Raw genomic sequence first — 2,411 nt, 5'->3', positions numbered from 1 at the left:
AAAACTCACATATGAAGACAAAAGATTATACAACACAATCAGCCGGAATTTCGGACAATTCCGAACCAAAAGCCGTCGAGCGAAGGACGCGGCTTCAGCCCTCCGCTACGCTCCGCCCATTTTTTCGGTGAGTTTCCATATATTCTAATGCTTTCTTAAAATTTTGCAGGTTGGCCGATCGCAAACTGGTATGTTAACAGTTAACTGTTAACTACGGCTATTCTGGAGCATTTATGCGGAGAGTAAATACCAAACTGAGACGATCCCGGCTATTCTCCCCCATCTAAAAGACACCCTTGTTCCCCGCCACCATTCTGTGAGGATGCTTTGGCTTTAATCACCGCTTCTCTAAAGCCTAAAACTAATAAAATATTGGCAAGTGTTAAGAATACTTCTGCAGAACCGTGCAGCCAATCGACATTTGCTAGCGACTCGTTGTAGGCAACTTTTGCGTAAATTGCGGCGGGAATCGTCACAGCCACAAAAACGAGAGTGCCGTAAAATCCCATCAGAGCTAAACGGGGTGTTTTTCCCGATCGAGTCAAAAACCAGAGAAATCCCAAGTAGGGAAATAGAGACAGAACAAATAAAGTTTCTTTGGAAATCATTAGTAACTGGTGAGCGACCAGATACTATGATAAATTAAAATATCAAAAATTAGTGTGAATAATTTTTAACTTTTAATTTTGAGTTTTCAATATTTAATTCGACAGATGTACCCGTTTCTATCGAACTGCTAGAGACTCACCCAAGCCCGTAGCTCTTAACCAAAGCCGCAGCAGGTCATTCGATTTTAGATTTGAGATTTGAGATTTTAGATTGACCCCACGGATCGAGTCGGGGGCTTGAGGATTTTAGATTTTAGATTTTGGATTGATTCCACGGAGCGATCGCGTGGCGGGTACCACCTTTGAAATTATTGGTCGGCAGTATTCAAAACCCCTGACCCACGCGGAGACAAAACCCGTAATTTTTCCCCTAACACCGTTTTTAGGATAACACATTTTTAACGGTTCAAGTCTGTTAATTTGCCCTCTCCCCAAAGCTACCCAGCAATTAGAAATAGAGACGGTTCCAAAGTTTTCTGTCTGCTCGGCATCAAGCAAGCATCGTTCAAAACCTCTAAATCCAAACAGCCTTTTCTATCTGCTGCCATAATTTCCTCGAGCTTAGCATCAAAATCAAAACACGGGCCGCAATCCCAAACTTTGAGTTCCCACCGTCCGTCAAACACCGTAATTTCCAGTTGCACAGGAGTTTCTACTGGCAGATTTTTATGAGCGTGGCGAACTGCATTAGTGAAACCTTCAGCCAACGCCAACTGAAACTTCCACCAAACTTCATTGGGGAGCGATAAATCTTTCAACTGCTCAAACCACAACAAAACTCGAGTTAAAGCATTGACATCTGTGTTGACTTGCAGGCTAATGTGTTGAAAACAACTTTCATGCAGCTCTTCTTCCTGCTGTGTTTCAGTCTGCCAATCCCAGGTGTTTAATAAATTCATTAACCCATCTAAAACGCTAGCCTTTTTTATATTTTGGGCTCGATTGCGACCTTCTACTTCGTAAGTTTTGCTCAGCGACAAACAATTTCGACCGTCGAGAGTCCGGGTGTAACTTAGCTCGTCTGCAATCTGCCACATGAGTTTGATCCCCCTCCCGCCTTCTGCAAGTTGATCTATGCTGTTCGACATCTATTTTCCTCGTCTGAAAGTATTAGCTGTACCCTATTTTCGCACCCGCCGACACATTTTGTATTTTTTTTATACTTGCTTGCTCGGTATTATTTCGGGGATCGCACAAAAATGCTATCTTTTTTAGAGAAGGCAGCGCATCAGCAATATGTCTTAAGAGTATAAGCCAATTGGCTTATTTACCGATCGCCTGTACGGAGAACGATCGCCCTCCGCAGCAAAATCCCACTGCATCGATTACAAATACTTATCCGCTGTCGGAGTCAGCCACTTGCCGCAGCCGTCGCAAGCTCCAGAATCCCTGGTATTCAAGGAATCCGGCAGTTCGCCGTTCGCTGCAAGGGAGCCTTGATGTGCGGGCTTTCATCCCCAAGGCGTAAGTAATATCCGTGAGCGCGATCGAACCTTACACCGTCGAGTCACGTCCATCCACTAGACTAGGACTTACGCCAACAACCCAGTTTCTGCTCAGAATATTGGGTTTGACAGCGAGGAATTAACGAGGAAACCGGGTTTTTGACCCCCGCGCGTAAGTCCAGCAGACAAATCGGTGTTGAAAGGCAGTTACAGAACTTACCCAGACTTTGACATCCACCCCGGCGTAAACGCACGGGGATTCCTAAGACTCACGACTTAGGTTTCTGCTTCCGTCCCCTAGGGGATTTCGCACCAGCCTTAACAGATTTACTCTGTTCAGGTCTTACGGTCGCTCCAC

The 2,411-nt window shown here is 45.0% G+C and carries 3 protein-coding genes; 1 reads left to right on the top strand and 2 read right to left on the bottom strand.

Annotation, left to right across the window (positions count from 1 at the left end):
- Positions 1–269 precede the first annotated feature (269 nt).
- Both QUA56_RS36355 and QUA56_RS36350 read right to left on the bottom strand, forming a co-directional pair.
- Positions 270–608 (bottom strand): DUF3593 domain-containing protein, encoded by a 339-nt coding sequence (locus tag QUA56_RS36355; RefSeq protein ID WP_333368840.1) that lies wholly within the window; start codon positions 606–608, stop codon positions 270–272.
- 437 nt (positions 609–1,045) lie between these two features.
- The gene (locus QUA56_RS36350) at positions 1,046–1,696 is read right to left on the bottom strand and encodes an ATP-binding protein (RefSeq protein ID WP_333368837.1); all 651 of its coding nucleotides are present in this window, start codon (positions 1,694–1,696) and stop codon (positions 1,046–1,048) included.
- Positions 1,697–1,866: 170 nt separating this feature from the next.
- Between QUA56_RS36350 and QUA56_RS36345 the strand changes: the two genes are divergently transcribed.
- A complete protein-coding gene (locus QUA56_RS36345) occupies positions 1,867–2,076 on the top strand; it encodes a hypothetical protein (protein ID WP_333368834.1) in 210 nt (69 codons plus the stop codon).
- The last annotated feature ends 335 nt before the right edge of the window (positions 2,077–2,411 follow it).

Origin of the sequence: Microcoleus sp. N3A4 (assembly GCF_036701805.1) — a bacterium.
Classification (GTDB): domain Bacteria; phylum Cyanobacteriota; class Cyanobacteriia; order Cyanobacteriales; family Microcoleaceae; genus Microcoleus.
This window is presented reverse-complemented; position numbering and strand designations above follow the sequence as displayed.